This is a genomic window from Microvirga sp. BSC39, assembly GCF_000739015.1.
GTDB lineage: Bacteria > Pseudomonadota > Alphaproteobacteria > Rhizobiales > Beijerinckiaceae > Microvirga.
Window position 1 is genome coordinate 280,660 of the sequence record NZ_JPUG01000077.1, and the last position, 14,618, is coordinate 295,277.

Sequence of the window (14,618 nt, forward strand, 5' to 3'; positions counted from 1 at the left end):
ATGAATGCGAACTACACGCTCCGGGACGAGATCCGCGACTACTGGTCGGCGCGCGCGGCCACCTTCGACGAGCAGGTGGGGCACGAGATCTTCTCGGAAGGTGAGCGGCAGGCGTGGCGCGACCTGTTCCTGCGCCATCTCGGCGAAGGCGCGGGGCGCCGGGCGCTCGATCTCGCCAGCGGCACAGGCGTGATCTCCCATCTGCTGCACGGCCTCGGCTTCAACGTCACCGGCCTCGACTGGTCGGAAGCGATGCTGAACCAGGCGCGTGCGAAGGCGGCGCGGCGCGGCGCGGATATCCGTTTCGTTATCGGTGACGCCGAGAGGACGCTTGAGCAACCGGGGAGCTACGACGTGCTCGTCACGCGGCATCTGGTGTGGACGCTGGTCGATCCGAAGGCGGCGTTCCGGGAATGGCACTCCCTCCTGAAGCCGGGCGGCCGGCTCCTCATCGTCGACGGCGACTTCGTGTCGGATAGCTTGGTCAAGCGCATGATCCGGCTCGTCGAGAAGCTGGTGCCGGGACTCGCTGGCGCTCCGCATGCCCCGAATGCCATGCGCGAGACCCATGAGCGCATACTGAAGCGGGTCTACTTCTCGAAGGGCGCGCAGGCGAAGGAAGTGGCGGCCCTGCTGCGCGAGGCCGGTTTCGCGCAGACCGTCATCGACCGGGATCTCAAGCCGATCCACCGGGAGCAGGCCAAGAACCTTCCGCTGCTCAAAGGCCTTGAGCGCGCGACGCAGCATCGTTACGCGGTTCTGGTCGTGAAGGCCTCGGCCTGAAGGCCATGGTCAACGGAGCCTGATCGTGCTCTCCTGAAGCAGGCTTCAGGAGAGGCGAATGACCTGGCTTCGTCTGTGCTTTCTCATCCTTGGCACCCTGCTGACGGCGCCATGGACCCAGGCGCAGCAGGGCGTGGATGCGGCAACACCCGAGGGGCTGCCCGCCATCGGCAAATGGATGCTGACGGCCAAGGGTGTTCCGTCCGACTGGCTCGGCGAAGTCTATCGCGGCAAGAACCTGCGCGAGCCCATCAACGTCATCGTCATCGACGAGGGTGCCTCAAGCGCGGAGGATGCCAAGGCGCGCCTTCTCGCCGCCGCCGCTCGTGCAGGGTATCCCGTGCGCTTCGGACATTCGGCCGGCTATCAGGGCTTTATCGGCGGACAGTTCCATCGCCAGCTGCCGCAGGGCAGGGATGACGCTTTCTCCAACGACATCTTCGAGATGAGCAACAACCACGGCCGCATCTTCGGGCCGCATGTGTTCGAGAAAGGCTATCTGTTCACGGGCGCCTTCAGCCGCGAAGAGGTCGACCCGTTCCGCGACCCTCCGCACCAATACGGCTCGTTCAACCGGGCGCGGGACGACTTCACGCAGAGGCTCGATCGCCTGACCGATTTCAAGGTGAGCGGCTTCGTCAGTCTCGGCAATGCGCTCATCGACGATCCGAAACTTACCACCGGCGATCACGACGGCATGGCGGTGGTGGTGCGTGCAGGACGGTAAATGTCATTCTCCTCGTCATGGCCGCACTTGTTGCGGCCATCCACGTCTTACGCCGTCAAAGACGTGGATCCCCGGGACAAGCCCGGGGATGACGAGGGTTGTGTCATCCCCGGCGGCCGCAGGCCGGGAAGGGGATCCATAGCGCCGAGTGTGCGGGTGGATTCCCTTCCCCTCCGCTGCGCTCCGGCCGGGAATGACACCGGCAGGGCGATGGTGAGAAAGCTACCCCGCCAGGAAACCTGCCAGCGCCCGTGGGTCCACATTGCCGCCGCTGATGATGATGCCGACGCGCTTGTCCTTGCAGGACACCAGATCGTTCAAGGCCGCGGCCGCCGAGAGGCAGCCCGTGGGCTCCACGACGATCTTCATGCGCTCGATGAAGAAACGCATGGTGTCGACGAGCTGCGCGTCGGACACGGTGAGAATGTCGTCGACGAGCGCGCGCATGAGCGGGAAGGTCTTGGCTCCCACATAGGTGGTCTGCGCCCCGTCGGCGATGGTGGTGGGGACCGGGATCTTCACGATGGAGCCTGAGCGGAACGACTGCTGCGCGTCGTTGCCCGCCTCCGGCTCGACCCCATAGATGCGGCAATCCGGCGAGAGCGCCCTCGTGGCGAGCGCGGAGCCCGCGAGCAGACCGCCGCCTCCGGTGCAGACGAAGAGCATGTCGAGAGGGCCGACCTCCTCGAACAGCTCCTTGGCGGCCGTGCCCTGGCCGGCGATCACGTCCTCATGATCGTAGGGCGGGATGAGGGTGAGGCCGCGCTCCTCCGAGAGCCGGCGCCCGATGGCTTCGCGGTCTTCCGTGTAGCGGTCGTACATGACCACTTCGCCGCCATAGCTCTTCGTGGCCGCCACCTTCATGGCGGGCGCGTCCTGCGGCATGATGATGACGGTGGGTACGCCCTGGAGCTGCCCGGCATAGGCGATGGCTTGGGCATGGTTGCCGGACGAGAAGGCCACCACGCCGCGCTTCTTCGCCTCCGGCGACAGCTGCGCGATCGCATTGTAGGCGCCGCGGAACTTGAAGGAGCCCCCGCGCTGAAAGTTCTCCGCCTTGAAGAACAGCCTGCCGCATGTGCGCTCGTCGGCGGTGCGGGAGGTGAGAACCGGGGTGCGATGGGCCAGGCCCTCGATGCGCTGTGCCGCTGCCAGCACATCCTCATAGGTGGGTAACCCCGCCGGGACAGCGCGAAGGGCATGCTGCTGTGCTTGTGCGTTCATCCGTTTCCCGTGCTCCTCAGCGTTACCGGATCACGACATCACACCTCGACAGGGGCGGGTCCGGCCTGAGCCTTTTCATAGCAATTCCGGCGGAGCCTTGTCAGTAACGGATTGCAGGCGGGCAGTTCCTTCATGGCGACTTCGCCCAAAGGAGCGCCCTGGTCGGAACAGCCGTCCACCCAAGCCGTTCATGCATCAGGCAAAGGCTCTGAAGGAGGCTTCCATGGACCTATGGCAGATGGTGACGAACGATCACGCGAATATCGAGGAGCTCTGCCGCGAGGTGCTGCGGGCCACCGGCACCGGCCCGAACAGCCGCTCCGAGCTTTTCGACGATCTGCAGGACGAGCTGGAGCGGCACATCGCAGCACAGCAGAACGTGCTCTATCCCGCCCTGTCCCACCATGAGCGCACAGCCAGCTATGTGGCCGATCTCGAGCGCAAGCAGGACGAGATCCTGCGCCAGGTCGACGAGCTGTCCGCCCGACCGGACAAGGACAGCCACGATTGGGCCGTGGATTTCAAGGACCTGACCGGCTCCATCAGGCATGCCTTCACCCTGGAGGAGAACGGCGTGATGATCGTCGCCCGGGGCATCTTCTCGCCCAGCGAGCTCAAGAGCCTGCAGCGGGACTATGAGCGCGAGCGCATTGCATCCTATGAAGCCAGCCGCTGGCACATGCCGCAGGCGATGATGCCGAGCCGCTACGGCCTGCCCACCGGCACCGTGTTCGGCGCGCTCGCCGGTGTGATGGCCGTCGGTGCCGGAGCCCTGCTGTGGAACATGAATCGGTCCGGCTCCATGGGTTCCGGGCGGAGCCAGCCCATGCGTCCGGCCTCGCGCCGTCCGCAGCCGCCGTTCCCGCTCAGGAGCGGCGTCATCGACCGCAGCCTCGAAGGCTCGCGCCGCAGCGGCATGGGGCAGGGGGCTTCCGGGGTGCGGACCTATACCGGAGCCGGCGCAGCATCGGCAGCCGGAGCTTCCGCCACCTCGGGCACCGCTGGCCGGACAGGCGGCCAGACAGGCCAGGGTGCGGCCCAGGCGGACGACGCCCTGCTGCATGGCGCAGGCAGCGGATCCTCGCCGGCGGCTGGCGGCAGCCCGTCAGACGACAACTGGTTCTCGTCGGCCCACCCGCCAAAGGCTCCGTCGGGCCTATCCACGCCGCTGCAGCCGAGCGGAACCCTCCCGGCCGGCGGCCCCGCTGCCTCCGCTGGTGCCATCGGCACCGGCGGCGCCCAGACCGGCGGGGCGGATTCAGGCGGCCTGAAACGCGACGGACGGTAAGAACGACAGGGCCTCACGGTCTGCGTGAGGCCTTTTCCAACCCCATCGCGATCCGGGCAGGACTTGGCCGAATGGTCGTGGCGCACCGAGCTGCCGAGCGGAGGATTATCCGCTGGCGCTGTTACCGTATTGAGAAGCCCAAGCTCGCTCTGCAGTTCGCCGCATCTCGCAACGGCACTCGGCGAAATCCGCCAAAAACCTTTGTTTTCCGCCGAAAATCTCCCTTTCTGACCGAAATCTTAACCGTCCGGTAACCATAACGGGCGTCGAATAGATTTCATTCCGTTGCGTAAGAAATCGCGACAGCTCGATCCGCCTCCGCTCTCCGAACATGTTCTGCGGTTTTCCGGGGAACCTGCTGGTGATGCCGTCGCAACAACAGTTCTGAAGGGTAGGAGACCAAGGATGGCGAAAGTTCTTGTGGTGACATCGGGCAAGGGAGGCGTCGGCAAGACGACCTCCACGGCGGCCCTCGGCGCGGCGCTGGCCCAGTCGGGACAGAAGGTGGCGATGATCGACTTCGATGTCGGCCTGCGCAACCTCGACCTGATCATGGGCGCCGAGCGGCGGGTGGTGTATGATCTGATCAACGTCATCAAGGGCGATGCGAAGATCGAGCAGGCGCTGATCCGCGACAAGCGCGTCGAAACCCTGCACCTGCTTCCCGCGTCCCAGACCCGCGACAAGGACAACCTGACGGACGAGGGCGTGGCCCGCGTCATCGAGGGCCTGCGCGAAAAGTTCGACTGGATCATCTGCGACAGCCCGGCCGGCATCGAGCGCGGCGCAACGCTCGCCATGCGCCACGCGGACGTGGCCGTGGTGGTGACCAACCCGGAAGTGTCGTCCATCCGCGACTCCGACCGCATCATCGGTATGCTCGATTCCAAGACCTTGAAGGCGGAGAACGGCGAGCAGGTGGAGAAGCACCTGCTGCTCACCCGCTACGACGCGGGCCGCGCACAGCGCGGTGAGATCCTGAAGGTCGAGGACGTGCTCGAGATCCTCTCCATCCCGCTTCTGGCGATCATTCCCGAGAGCACAGAAGTGCTGCGCTCTTCCAACCTCGGCGCTCCGGTGACGCTCGGCAGCCCGAACTCCGCGCCGGCGCGTGCCTATCTCGATGCCGTGCGCAAGCTGCAGGGCGAGACGCTTGTCGAGGTGCAGAAGCAGCGCGGCCTGTTCAGCAAACTCTTCGCCAGGAGGGCCGCATGAGCCTCTTCAGCTTCTTCAAAAAGAACACCACGTCCGCTCCGGTGGCCCGCGAGCGCCTTCAGGTCCTGCTCGCCCATGAGCGCACCATCGTGGGAGGCGGCGAGTCCGACCTCGTGGCGATCCTGCGCGAGGAGATCATGGCCGTGATCGCCAAGCACCTGGCGGTGCCGCAGGACAAGGTGCAGATCAAGATGGATCGCGGCGCCTCCGTGTCGACCCTCGAAGTCGACATCGAGATTCCTGCCGCCTTGACGGGCCTGCGTCCGGCCGCATGACAAAACGTGATCGCAGGCTGTGCTGTCCAGCCTGCGATCCTGCCTCTATACTGGCCATCCGCAATCCCGCTCCGCCCGGAGGTGATTCATGGATGACGGTGGCTGGCCTGAGCTCTCCTATCCTGAATGGCGCGAGACCGCCGCGACCCTGCAGCTCTGGACGCAGATCGTCGGCAAGGTCCGTCTTGCGCTGACGCCCTGGCTCAATCACGGCTGGCATGTGCCGCTCTACGTCTCCGCACGAGGCCTGACCACCTCGCCCATGCCCATCGGCCGCGAGATCCTGGAGATCGAGTTCGACTTCATCGCTCATCAGTTGCTCGTGCGCACCAGCCGCGGCGATGAGCGCATGCTGCCGCTCCGGGCGCAGAGCGTCGCGGCGTTCCATGCGGATCTCTTCAGCCTTTTGAATGAGATCGGCGTCAGGGTCTCGATCAACGAGATGCCGAACGAGGTGCAGAACCCCATCCGTTTCTCGGAAGATCACCAGCATGCGTCCTACGATTCAGACGCCGCCCATCGTTTCTGGCGCGTGCTGATGCAGGCGGACCGGGTGTTCAAGCTCTTCCGCAGCGGATTCCTGGGCAAGGTCTCGCCGGTGCACTTCTTCTGGGGTAGCTTCGATCTCGCCGTCACGCGCTTCTCAGGCCGCGAGGCACCGCACCATCCCGGTGGTGTGCCGGGCCTGCCGGATACGGTTACCCGCGAGGCCTATTCCCATGAGGTGTCGAGCGCAGGCTTCTGGCCCGGCAGCGATGCCTATCCGCAGGCCGCCTTCTACTCATACGCCTATCCCGAACCGCCGGGGTTTCGCGATGCGGCTATACCAGTGGGCGCAGAGTTCGACTCAAGCCTCGGTGAGTTCATCCTGCGCTACGACGTCCTGCGCCAGGCGCCCGATCCGGACGCGATGCTGCTCGAGTTTCTGACCTCCACCTATGCGGCGGCGGCCAATGCAGGGCACTGGAACCGCGCCGCTCTCGAATGCGATTTCGGCAAACCCGCACGCGTGCGCAAGGTGTGACACGCGTATTTGCGAAAGGTGATGACGTTGCCGAAGCAGGCATCGTCCCGCAGAAAACTCGCGCACCTATCCCGAATTGCCGTTGATCCGGGAAGATCCCGGCAGATTGCCACGCCTCTGCCACATCCCGCCTCTAGCCCTAGCGCTGCATGCGGAAAGACGAACTCCGCTTTTCGCACGCACGCTCATCAAGAGTGGAGCATCCACCACGAGTAAAGGTGCGAGGACCCCATGCAGATCGGCAACCTGTCACGAACCCGCCATCCCCATGAAGGGCACGACAATCCAGCGCTTCAGGCGCTGCGGGTTCTTCTGGTGGCTGGCCTCATGGCTGGCGGATCGCTGGCCCTGTGGCTCTCCGGGGGCACCAGCGCCCCTGCCGGCGGCATGGTCACCGCCGCACCGCCGCAGATCCTGGCGGGCGAGCCGCAGATCGTGGAACTGCCGCAGCGGGATGAGCGCGTGCAGGTGGCCGATGCGGATCTTTCGACGATCATGAGAGCCTCAGGCCCACGGGCGGAAGCGCCTTACCTGCCGGCGTCGGGTCCCCAGGACTCTGTCCCGGCTTCCACGACAGCCGAGGTCTTGCCGCTTGCCCACGGGCAGGTCTCCGCTGCTCCGGAGCCGACACTGTCCGCCCCTCCCACCGACGTCGACATGACGGGTACTGTCGCCAAGCATGCGAGCCTTACGGAGCCCACAGGCCTTGAGAGCCCAGCGGCCGATCTGGTCGATCTCAACCGGGCCTCCTTCGAGCAGTTGAACTCCCTGAAAGGCGCAGGGGCCCTCGGCCGCGCCATCATCAAGGGGCGGCCCTACAAGTCCGTCGACGACCTGATGCGAAAGAAGGTTCTGCGCCGCCCGATCTTCGAGAAGATCAAGCACCAGGTGAAGGTGCAGTAGAGGCGGCAGCGGAGCGCGGCACTCCCGGCGCCTGCGTCAAGGAGGTGCTGCCGGCCCCATTGCCCCGGCCGGGGAAGGCGCTACAAAACATCAAAGCGTCGCCATTCCAAGCCATAGACTGATCCCATGCCTTTTCGAACAGCTCCGGACGTGTCCGTCACGCCAGAGCTTCCAAACCCGATCCCCGTGGGAGCGGGGTTCATCGTCCCTTGCGGATCCAGCCAAGCTGTACTGCTGGACCGTTCCCTGCCGGGCGGGCGCATCGTCCGGGCCGAGGCTGTCGGGAGGAGGGGGCAGGGCGATGGACATTAGAACCCCGCCAAATATCGATTTCCTCCGGGATGGCGGCGAGGCCGGGGCGCTGATCCGCGGCTATGACTGGGCCGGCACTCCCATCGGGCCTATCTCCGGCTGGCCCCAGAGCCTGAAGACCACCGTCGGGCTGATGCTCCGCTCCCCGATCCCCATGGTTCTGCTGTGGGGCGAGCATGGGGTGATGATCTACAACGATCCTTACTCGGTCTTCGCCGCGGGACGTCACCCGCGGCTTCTGGGCTCGAACGTGCTGGAGGGCTGGCCTGAGGTCGCCGAGTTCAACGCCCATGTCATGCAGGTCGGCATGGCAGGCGGCACCCTCTCGTTCCGGGATCAGGAGCTGACCCTGTACCGGAACGGGGCTCCTGAGCAGGTCTGGATGAACCTCGATTACTCTCCCGTCATCGATGAGAGCGGGCAGCCCGGGGGCGTGCTCGCCATCGTGGTGGAGACCACCGACCGCGTGACCATGGAGGCCGCCCTGCGCGAGAGCGAGACACGCCTGCGCGGCGTGCTCGACGGCATGGGGGAGAGCCTGGCCCTCATGGATCGGGATTTCCGCATCATCGACATGAATGCGGAAGCCCTGCGCCTCGAGGGGCGGCCCCGGCAGGAGATCATCGGCAAGACTCATTGGGAAGCCCACCCCGATGCCGATCCCGCTCTCGGAGATATGTTCAGACAGGCCATGACGACCAAGATGCCTGTTGAGATGAAACATCGCTATGTCTGGCCCCACGGACGGGTGAGCTGGATCGCCATGCATGCCTACCCGGTCGGCGAGGGTTTGGCGGTGTTCTACGGCGACGTCACCGAGCAGGTGGAATCCGAGGAGCGTCTGCGGGAGAGCGAGGAGCGCCTGCGGCTCATGGCCGATGCCGTGCCGCAGATCGTCTGGGTCACCGATGCTGAAGGGAGGACCGAGTTCTTCAACCGTCAATGGTTCGAGTACACGGGTTCGACAAGCAAGCCTGAAAGCGCAGACCAAGTGGCGACCGACTTCGTTCATCCCGATGATCAGGCGCCCACGATCCACGCTTTCGAGGAGGCTATACGCAACCAAAGCATCTTCGAGGTCGAGCACCGCATCCGCTCGAAGGCAGGGGAGTATCGCTGGTTTCTCGTGCGGGCGGAGCCCTACTGCGATCCAAGGACAGGCGAGGTCGTGCGCTGGTTCGGCGTCTCCATCGACATCCACGACCGCCGGATCGCGCAGGAGCACCAGCAGCTGCTCATCAACGAGCTGAACCACCGGGTGAAGAACACGCTCGCCACCGTGCAGTCGGTGGCGTCGCAGACCCTGCGCAATGCGGGCTCGACCGAGCAGGCCAAGGAGGCGCTGGAAGCCCGCCTGTTCGCCCTGTCCCGCGCCCACGACGTTCTCACCCGCGAGAACTGGGAGGGCGCGGACCTGTACGACATCGTCGAGCAGGCCGTGGCGCCTTACTCGAGCCGTGGCGAGGATCGCCTGCACCTCGAAGGCGCAAGGGTTCGCGTGCCGCCCCGCATGGCCCTGGCGGTCGCCATGGCGCTGCAGGAACTGGCCACCAATGCGGTGAAGTACGGAGCTCTGTCCAACGAGGCGGGGACGATCAGGATCGTCTGGAGCGTGCATCCCGGCGACACCGGGCCGCGCCTGCATCTCAAGTGGGAGGAAAGCGGCGGCCCCGTTGTCTGGCCGCCGTCGCGGCGGGGTTTCGGATCGCGGCTGATCGAGCGCAGCCTCTCACAGGATCTCGATGGCACAGCCCAGATCGCGTTCCCGTCCACCGGCGTCGTGTGCATCGTGGATGCGCCGCTCACCTGAAGCCGCAGAGATCCATGAATCGTCATGTGAAAAGCGCCGCTCTTCAGCGGCGCTTCTCTGCTTATTACTGTGATCAGTTGGCCTTTGCGGCCTTGACCGGGTCCTTGACGTTCGGAATCGTGGCGAACTCCACGTTGTAGAGCTCCCCGTCCTTACGCTCCACCTTGCGCACATAGATGTTCTGGATGATGTCGCGCGTCTGCGGGTCGATGGAGACCGGGCCGCGCGGGCTGGTCCAGCTCATGCCCTTCATGGCGTCGATCAGCGCCTGACCGCCCTGGCCGTTGGTCTTCTTCAGACCCTCGTAGATCAGGTGCATGCCGTCATAGCCGCCCACACCCATGAAGTTGGGACGCGTTCCGTTGCTGATCTTCTTGAAGGCTTCCACGAACGCCTTGTTCTCAGGGCTGTCGTGCGCGACCGAGTAATGGTGCGTGGTGATGGCGCCCAGCGCCACATCGCCCATATTGTTGAGCACTTCATCGTCCGTGACGTCGCCGGGCCCGATCAGCTTGATGCCGCTCTTGTCGAAGCCGCGCTCCACGAACTGCTTCATGAACTGCGCGCCCTGGCCTGCGGGCACGAACACGAAGAGCGCGTCGGGTTTGGCGTCGGCCACCTTCTGCAGGAAGGGCGAGAAGTCGGGATTGGCCAGCGGCACGCGCAGGTTCTCGACCTGGCCGCCCGCCTTGGTGAACACACCCGAGAAGGCCTTTTCGGAGTCGATGCCCGGCCCGTAATCCGACACCAGCGTCACGACTTTCTTGATGCCGTTCTTGGCAGCCCAATCGCCCATCGGCTCGGTTGCCTGCGGCAGGGTGAAGCTTGTGCGCGCGATGAAGGGCGAGGCCTCCGTGATGGTTGCCGTTCCCGCCGCCATCACCACCATGGGGACCTTCGCTTGGGTCGCGAGCGGCGCGGTGGCCAGCGCCAGCGGCGTGAGGCCGAAGCCCGCCAGCACGTTCACCTTCTCGTTGACGATGAGATCCTGGGCCGTGCGCTTCGTCGTGTCCGCGACGCCGCCATCGTCCTTGACGATAAGCTCGATCGTGTGGCCCGCGACCGTATTGCCCTTCTGCTGCATGTAGAGCCTGGCGCCCGTTTCGACCTGGCGCCCGATGGCCGTGAAGGGGCCGGTCAGCGGCAGGATCAACCCGACTTTGACGGTCTGCTGCGCCTGCGCGCCGGACATGGTCGCCATGAGCGCGGCGGCGCCTGCGGCAAGAATAAGCGTTCTGCGGTGCATCGTTGGTCCTCCCATCGTTTCTCTGTCTTATGGCACAGGATGAACAAGGATACTCGGGCGGCCAATGGATAAAGCAAGCAGGAGATTGGACGAATCGAACATCTCAGGCACGCATGCCGGTCACGGTCATGCGAGGGACTGGGTGTCCCCGTCTATGGCGATGGCCTGGCCTGAGATCGTTCGTCCGCGCGGCGAGCACAGGAACACGATCTGATCGGCGATCTGCTGCGGCTTGACGGCGGTTCGCAGGGAGACATGCCGGAGGAGCTCGTTCTCCATCTCCTCGTAGCTGATCCCGCGCGCTTCGGCCTTGCTGCCGATCACGCGGCGGATCCTCTCCCCTTCCACCACGCCCGGCAGGATGGCGTTGACGCGGATCCCGAGCGGGCCGAGCTCCATGGCAAGCGTCTTGGTGAATCCGACCGCTGCCCATTTCGCAGCGGAGTAGGGGGAGCGTAGCGGAAAGCCGAAACGGCCTGCCGCGGACGAGAGGTTGATGATGGAAGCGTTGCTGCTCTCCCGCAGATGCGGGACGGCGAGCCGCGCGCAGTTGAACTGACCCGTGATGTTGACCGCAAGCGTCCGGTCCCAATCATCGGGATCGACCTCGTCCACCCGTGCGGTCGGACCGGCAATGCCCGCATTGTTGACGAGCACATCGAGGCCGCCGAGCCCCTGCAGGGCCTCATTGAACAGGCGGCTCACATCCTGCCGGTTCGCCACGTCGGCGCGGGATTGCGTGAGATCGGGATCGCTCGTCACGAGGGAGGCAAGCGCCGCATCGTCCACATCGCAGACATGCACCTTCGCACCCTCGCGGACGAAGCTTCTGGCGATTTCCAGCCCGATGCCGGCGGCACCGGCCGTCACCAGAACACGCAAACCTTTGATGTCCAGATCCATGGCTATCTCTCTCCGTCGCCGAACCACAAAAGAGATAGGGCCGGGCAAACCCGACCCTATCGTTGCCGTTTGCGATCAGCCCTTCACGAGGGGGCAGCCGCCTTCGTTGAGAGGCCGGAAGGCCTGGTCGGCCGGGATCGTGGCGAGCTGCTTGTAGAGATCCCACGGACCCTTCGACTCGGCCGGCTTCTTGACCTCGAACAGGTACATGTCGTGGACCTTGCGGCCATCCTGACGGATCATGCCCTTGCCGAACAGCGGATCGTCGGTGGGCATCTCCTTCATCTTGGCCATGACCTGAGCGGTGTCCTTGCCCTTCAACGCTTCGACAGCCTTGAGGTAGTGAAGCGCGCCGGCATAGACGCCCGCATGAACCATGGTGGGCATCTTGCCGCCGTTCTTCTCGGCGAAGCGCTTCGACCAAGCGCGGGTCTGGTCGTTCTGATCCCAGTAGAACGCTTCGGTCATCACGAGGCCCTGGGCCACCTGAAGGCCGAGGGAGTGAACGTCCGTGATGAACACGAGGAGCCCCGCGAGGCTCTGCCCGCCCTGAACGATGCCGAACTCGGCCGCCTGCTTCATCGTGTTGGTGAAGTCACCGCCCGCATTGGCCAGTCCGATCACCTTGGCGCCCGAGGATTGCGCCTGCAGCAGGAACGATGCGAAATCCTGGCCCGGGAACGGGTGCCGAACCGTGCCGACGACCTTGCCGCCCGCCTTGGTCACGAGCGCCGAGGTGTCACGCTCGAGCGCATGCCCGAAGGCGTAGTCCGCCGTGACGAAGAACCATGTGTCTCCGCCGCGCTTCACCATGGCGCCGCCGGTGCCGTTCGCGAGCGCCCAGGTGTCGTAGGTCCAGTGGACGGTGTTGGGCGAGCATTGCGATCCCGTCAGATCCGACGTACCGCCGCCGGAGTTGATCAGGATCTTGTTCTTCTCACGAGCGATGCCGTTGACCGCGAGCGCCACCGAGGAGGTTGGAACGTCGAGGATCACGTCGACGCCCTCCTGGTCGTACCATTGCCGGGCGATGCTGGCGCCGATATCCGGCTTGTTCTGGTGGTCTGCCGCCACGATATCGACCTTGATGCCCTTCTCGGCCGCCTTGAAATCCTCGGCGGCCATGCGGGCCGCGATCACCGATCCTTCGCCGGTGAGGTCGGAGTAAACACCGGACCGGTCGTTCAGGACGCCCAGCTTGACCGAAGTCTGCGCCTGCGCGGCTCCTGCCATGGCCATGACGGCCAGAGCGCTGAGAACATAACGCGTTTTCATTGTTTCCTCCCTGTTAGGGTGTCCATCTTAGGCATGCCTGCAAAGGATTGGAAAGCCGGGCGGAAGCGGCGGGCAAGTGCCATGACAATGCTCTCGGTTATGATAACTTCCGCCCGCTTGATCCTGGAGGAGGCGCAGCATGGACCGGTTCACGGGCGGATGCTTGTGCGGCAATGTCCGGCTTGTGGCGTCAGGGCGCCCATACCGGGTCGGTCTTTGCCACTGCCTCGACTGCCGCAAGCACCATGGCGCCCTCTTTCACGCTTCAGCGATCTTCCCTCAGGATGCGGTGACGATCGACGGTGAAACACGCGACTATGCCGGGCGGTTCTTCTGTCCCCGCTGCGGCTCGTCTGTCTTCTCACGCAGCGCAGACGAAGTCGAAGTGAACTTAGGCTCCCTCGACGCTCCTGATCAACTGGTGCCCACTTACGAACTCTGGACCGTCCGTCGCGAGTCCTGGCTGCCGCCGTTTCCGCTCAAACGGCGATACGAGCGCAATCGCGATGCCACCAGCCGTTCCGAGGAATAGGCCGCGCTCACGGCAGCGGGCTCTTCGGCGCGGCTCTCTCACATCGTTTCAGAAGGCTGTGTTCTGGCGCCCTTTCGTCTGAAGCATGCTGCGCGCATCGTCCGGGGTCGCGATGGTGAGGGAAAGCTCCTCCAGGATGCGGCGGATCTTGCGGACCTGATCGGCATTGGACGGCGCGAGCTCGCCCTTGCCCAGATAGAGGTTGTCCTCCAGGCCCACGCGCACATGCCCGCCGAGGATGGCCCCCATGGTCACATACGGCAGCTGATGGCGGCCGGCGGCCAGGATGGAGAGGTAGTAGTCGTTCCCGAACAGCCGGTCGGCCGTCGCCTTCATGTGCATGAGGTTCTCGGGCTCCGGCCCGATGCCGCCGAGAATGCCGAAGATGGCCTGCACGAAGAACGGCGGCTTGACGAGTCCGCGCTCGGCGAAATGGGCGAGGTTGTAGAGATGGCCGACATCGTAGCACTCGAACTCGAAGCGGGTGCCGAGCGCACCGAGTTCGGTCATGCCCCGCTCGATCTGCGCGAAGGTGTTGGACAGGATGAAGTCTTTCGTCATGTCCAGATAGGGCTTCTCCCAGTCGTTCTTGAACGACGCGATGCGTCCGCCCGCGCCGGAGATGTTGAAGTTGAACGATCCCATGTTCATGGAGGCGATTTCGGGCTGCGCCCATTTCGCGGCGGCGAGACGTTCGTCGAGGCTCATGCCGAGCCCGCCGCCGGTGGTGATGTTCACGATGGCGTTGCTGCCGTCCTTGATGGCCGGCAGGAATTGCTTGAACACCTCGGGGCTCTGGGTCGGGCGGCCGGTCTCCGGGTCCCGCGCGTGCAGGTGAAGGATCGCGGCCCCGGCCTCCGCCGCCCCGATGGCGCTCTCGGCGATCTGCTGCGGCGTCACCGGCAGGTAGGGCGACATGCTGGGCGTGTGGATGGACCCGGTGATCGCGCAGCTGATGATGACTTTGTCCGACCGCTTCATCGAAACCTCCGGGGCCCTCAAGACCGCCTTGTTCCTAGGGAACAATCCCCAGGTTAGGCGAAACGGCAGGTGCGGGTCCATAGAGCAGCGGGGCCAGCGCGTGATTTTCGCTAAAATGCC

At 64.9% G+C, this 14,618-nt stretch carries 14 protein-coding genes; 9 read left to right on the forward strand and 5 right to left on the reverse strand.

All coding sequences use genetic code 11. The annotated features are described in order from the left end of the window. Both MA07_RS23585 and MA07_RS23590 read left to right on the forward strand, forming a co-directional pair. The gene (locus MA07_RS23585) at positions 1–783 is read left to right on the forward strand and encodes a class I SAM-dependent methyltransferase (RefSeq protein ID WP_036357619.1); all 783 of its coding nucleotides are present in this window, start codon (positions 1–3) and stop codon (positions 781–783) included. A 58-nt stretch (positions 784–841) separates the two neighbouring features. Then, positions 842–1,510: a hypothetical protein gene (locus MA07_RS23590; protein ID WP_052003472.1), complete on the forward strand. Its 669-nt coding sequence runs from the start codon at positions 842–844 to the stop codon at positions 1,508–1,510. Positions 1,511–1,732: 222 nt separating this feature from the next. Here MA07_RS23590 and MA07_RS23595 read toward each other — a convergent pair whose 3' ends face one another. After that, the gene (locus tag MA07_RS23595) at positions 1,733–2,734 is read right to left on the reverse strand and encodes a threo-3-hydroxy-L-aspartate ammonia-lyase (RefSeq protein WP_052003473.1); all 1,002 of its coding nucleotides are present in this window, start codon (positions 2,732–2,734) and stop codon (positions 1,733–1,735) included. Between the two features lie 223 nt (positions 2,735–2,957). On the opposite strand from MA07_RS23595, the gene MA07_RS23600 reads away from it, so the two are divergent. The 6 genes from MA07_RS23600 (at position 2,958) to MA07_RS23625 (ending at position 9,561) form a co-directional block, all read left to right on the forward strand. Continuing rightward, entirely contained in the window at positions 2,958–4,022 is a 1,065-nt protein-coding gene (locus tag MA07_RS23600; RefSeq protein WP_160195488.1) for a hemerythrin domain-containing protein, read from the forward strand. 405 nt (positions 4,023–4,427) lie between these two features. Then, a complete protein-coding gene (gene minD, locus MA07_RS23605) occupies positions 4,428–5,237 on the forward strand; it encodes a septum site-determining protein MinD (protein ID WP_036357626.1) in 810 nt (269 codons plus the stop codon). Beyond that, positions 5,234–5,512, forward strand: coding sequence for a cell division topological specificity factor MinE (gene minE / locus MA07_RS23610; RefSeq protein ID WP_036357629.1), 279 nt, complete (start codon positions 5,234–5,236; stop codon positions 5,510–5,512). Before minD ends, minE begins: the two co-directional genes overlap by 4 nt. An 88-nt stretch (positions 5,513–5,600) precedes the next feature. After that, positions 5,601–6,536, forward strand: a complete 936-nt coding sequence (locus tag MA07_RS23615; RefSeq protein ID WP_036357632.1) for a DUF5996 family protein — start codon at positions 5,601–5,603, stop codon at positions 6,534–6,536. Between the two features lie 231 nt (positions 6,537–6,767). Then, positions 6,768–7,439: a helix-hairpin-helix domain-containing protein gene (locus MA07_RS28135; RefSeq protein ID WP_052003474.1), complete on the forward strand. Its 672-nt coding sequence runs from the start codon at positions 6,768–6,770 to the stop codon at positions 7,437–7,439. A gap of 301 nt (positions 7,440–7,740) precedes the next feature. Next, a complete protein-coding gene (locus tag MA07_RS23625; protein ID WP_036357635.1) occupies positions 7,741–9,561 on the forward strand; it encodes a PAS domain S-box protein in 1,821 nt (606 codons plus the stop codon). A gap of 73 nt (positions 9,562–9,634) precedes the next feature. Here MA07_RS23625 and MA07_RS23630 read toward each other — a convergent pair whose 3' ends face one another. The 3 genes from MA07_RS23630 to MA07_RS23640 form a co-directional block, all read right to left on the reverse strand. Beyond that, complete coding sequence (locus tag MA07_RS23630) at positions 9,635–10,807, reverse strand: ABC transporter substrate-binding protein (RefSeq protein ID WP_036357639.1); 1,173 nt, start codon at positions 10,805–10,807, stop codon at positions 9,635–9,637. Between the two features lie 126 nt (positions 10,808–10,933). Continuing rightward, on the reverse strand, positions 10,934–11,710 hold the full coding sequence (locus MA07_RS23635; protein WP_036357643.1) for an SDR family oxidoreductase: 777 nt from the start codon (positions 11,708–11,710) through the stop codon (positions 10,934–10,936). Positions 11,711–11,785: 75 nt separating this feature from the next. Next, complete coding sequence (locus MA07_RS23640) at positions 11,786–12,985, reverse strand: ABC transporter substrate-binding protein (RefSeq protein WP_036357646.1); 1,200 nt, start codon at positions 12,983–12,985, stop codon at positions 11,786–11,788. Between the two features lie 139 nt (positions 12,986–13,124). Between MA07_RS23640 and MA07_RS23645 the strand changes: the two genes are divergently transcribed. Further along, positions 13,125–13,517: a GFA family protein gene (locus tag MA07_RS23645; protein ID WP_036357649.1), complete on the forward strand. Its 393-nt coding sequence runs from the start codon at positions 13,125–13,127 to the stop codon at positions 13,515–13,517. Between the two features lie 48 nt (positions 13,518–13,565). On the opposite strand, the gene MA07_RS23650 is transcribed toward MA07_RS23645, so the two are convergent. Further along, on the reverse strand, positions 13,566–14,498 hold the full coding sequence (locus tag MA07_RS23650) for a 3-keto-5-aminohexanoate cleavage protein (protein ID WP_036357653.1): 933 nt from the start codon (positions 14,496–14,498) through the stop codon (positions 13,566–13,568). Positions 14,499–14,618: the final 120 nt, after the last annotated feature.